Source organism: Candidatus Andeanibacterium sp. (assembly GCF_057143545.1).
In genome coordinates this window covers 1-2,730 of record NZ_DBNHSF010000216.1, presented here as the reverse complement: position 1 = coordinate 2,730, position 2,730 = coordinate 1, and the positions used below count along the sequence as shown (strand labels likewise).

The following is a 2,730-nucleotide window of genomic DNA, read 5'->3' as shown; positions in this document are numbered from 1 at the left end:
CGTGGCTCGACACCAAATCGGATTTGAGCTTCAACATGCGGGTCGGCGACATGCCGACGACCTTCCTCTACAATGCCGAGGGCGTGGAGATCGCGCGGGTCACCGGCGCGTTCGACTGGGAAGGCGCAGAAGCCAGGGCGCTGATTGCAGAGGCGATCGGGGGTTAGCGGGGCGCGGGACGCGAATAGAGTATACTGTCCCCGGAATTCCCTGTCCCCGGAATTCCTGTCCCCGGAATTCCCAGGGCGCGGGACGCGAATAGAGTATACTGTCCCCGGAATTCCCCCGGAATTCCAGTGAAAAAAATGGAGGGTCGGGCAAAAAAATGCCAATTTACACCGGACTGATATTCGTCCTTTTTGCATTCCTTGCCATGGGCGGCTGTGCTGCGACCAACACTCTGGCACTTCGCGAGAATGAAACTGAATGTCTTGCCGGTTGGGAGTGTAGAGCAACGGGCAGCCTGTTCATTTTTCGTGGCGCCCCCGCATCTGTTGCGGAGCTAAAGACGGCTACAGGTTGCTTGGCTCTGGCATTGCGTGATGATGAGTATCTGAGATTGAAGAATTCGCAGGGCGAGACCTTTCAGGTCAAAGGCAAGGCTTACGAACATGATTATGCAGAGGGGGTTACATCCTATCAGTTGGAGGATCGATGGGTTGCCACTGGTAAATGCCCCTACGGTCTGATCTTATACGTTAGCGAAATTATTCAGACCGATCCTGTGAAAGCGAATGCACCGGATTGAAAATTGAACGGATGGCAATTCCGGGGGAGGAGAATTCGGGGGACGTCATCCTTAATCGACATTCGCCCTCCCCCCTCCGGTTCCACCCTGCGGCCAGCCCCGCATGTTTCGGCGTTTGACCTTGGGCCCGTCTCGCGCGATTAATCGCGCTCGGGCCTGGGGTCCCTCCCCGGCCTGGCTTTTCGAAAGGGGCTGCCGCTTGCTGATCAACCTCGCCGGGATCCTGGTCATCCTCGTGCTCGCCATCCTGCTCTCGGCCAATCGCAAGCGGATCAAGCTGCGCATCGTCGCGGCGGCATTTGCGCTCCAGGCGGCGATGTCGCTGTTCATCCTGCGCACCCCGTGGGGGGTCGACATGATGCAGGCGCTGACCCGCGGGGTTTCGCAGCTCTTGGGCTATTCCGCCGAAGGGACCGCTTTCATCTTCGGGAACCTTGCCTCGCAGGAGCTGGGCGGCACGTCCTTCGCCCTGCAGGCGTTGACCGTGATCGTGTTCTTCGCTTCGCTCGTGGCGGTGCTCGACCATCTCGGCATTATCGGCCTGATCGTGCGCTGGGTCGGCGGGGCGATCCGGGTCGTGACCGGGATCACGCGAGTCGAGTCGCTGACCGCGGCGGCCAACATCTTCATCGGCCAGGGCGAAGCGCCGCTGGTGGTGAAGCATTACCTCGCCAATATGAGCCGCCCGCAATTGTTCACCGTGATGACCGTGGGCATGACCAGCGTGGCCGGCTCGGTGATGGCGGCCTATATCGCGATGCTCGGTTCGGAAGTCGCGCCCTACCTGCTGGCGGCGGCGCTGATGTCGGCCCCGGGCGGCGTGCTGATGGCCAAGCTGATCATGCCCGACGAAGAGGGAGCGCAGGAGCCCGAGCGGATCGCGGTGGCCGAAGCCGAGGACGAACCTACCGCCAATGTCATCATGGCCGCGGCCGACGGCGCCTATACCGGCCTCAAGCTTGCCGCCGGGGTCGGGGCGATGCTGCTGGCCTTCGTCTCGCTGGTGGCGCTGGCCAACGGCCTGCTCGGCGGACTTGGCGGCGCGCTCGGGCTCGAAGGACTCAGCTTCGAAGGCCTGCTGGGTTATCTATTCTCGCCCTTGATGTTCCTGCTCGGCATTCCCTGGTCCGAGGCGCAGGTGACGGGCGGGTTGTTCGGCCAGAAGGTCGTGCTCAACGAATTCGTGGCCTTCCTCAGCCTGCAGGAAATCCAGGACACGCTCTCGCCAAGGAGCGTCGCCATCACCAGCTTCGCGCTGTGCGGCTTTGCCAATTTCAGCTCGATCGCGATCCAGATGGCTGCGTTCGGCAGCCTCGCGCCGAACCAGCGGGCCAATGTCGCGCGGCTCGGCCTGCGCGCGCTCGCCGCCGCATCGCTGGCAAACCTCATGAGCGCGGCGCTGGCCGGCCTGTTCATGGCGTAACGAAGGAAGCCGGGTATGGAACAGGTAGCCAGCGTCTCGCTTTCCAGACCCCTGGGAGACATTGCGCAGGAACTGGGCGAAAGCTTCGAGCAATGGGGCTTCGGGGTGATCCGCGATCACGGCATTCCGGCCGACCTGGTGTCACGGGCGTGGGAGCTGACGCGGGAGTTCTTTGCCCTGCCCGAGGAGGTGAAGCGCCATTACCACATTCCCGGCAGCGGCGGCGCGCGCGGCTATACCCCGTTCGGGACCGAGCGGGCGAAGGACGCCAGGGTCCACGACCTCAAGGAATTCTGGCATATCGGCCAGAGCCTGCCGGCCGGGGATCCGCTCGAGGCGTTCATGCCGCGCAATATCTGGCCGCGCGAGATCGCCGGCTTCCAGGAGACGTTCGAGGCGCTGTACAAGGCGTTCGAGACAGCCGGGGCGAGGGTGCTGCAGGCGATCGCGCTGCATCTCGGGCTCGATCAGCACTGGTTCGATCCGACCGTCGCACAGGGCAATTCGGTGATGCGCCTGCTGCATTACCCGCCGCTGCCCGACGACGCACCGGCAGGCG

The 2,730-nt window shown here is 63.1% G+C and carries 3 protein-coding genes; all 3 read left to right on the top strand.

Going from position 1 to position 2,730, the window contains the following annotated elements; translation table 11 throughout:
- The first annotated feature begins 325 nt into the window (after window positions 1-325).
- Window positions 326-748, top strand: coding sequence for a hypothetical protein (locus tag AC16XC_RS12700; RefSeq protein WP_484035029.1), 423 nt, complete (start codon window positions 326-328; stop codon window positions 746-748).
- Window positions 749-947: 199 nt separating this feature from the next.
- Window positions 948-2,171: a NupC/NupG family nucleoside CNT transporter gene (locus tag AC16XC_RS12695; protein WP_484035028.1), complete on the top strand. Its 1,224-nt coding sequence runs from the start codon at window positions 948-950 to the stop codon at window positions 2,169-2,171.
- 15 nt (window positions 2,172-2,186) lie between these two features.
- On the top strand, window positions 2,187-2,730 hold a 544-nt coding region (locus AC16XC_RS12690), incomplete at its 3' end, for an isopenicillin N synthase family dioxygenase (RefSeq protein WP_484035027.1).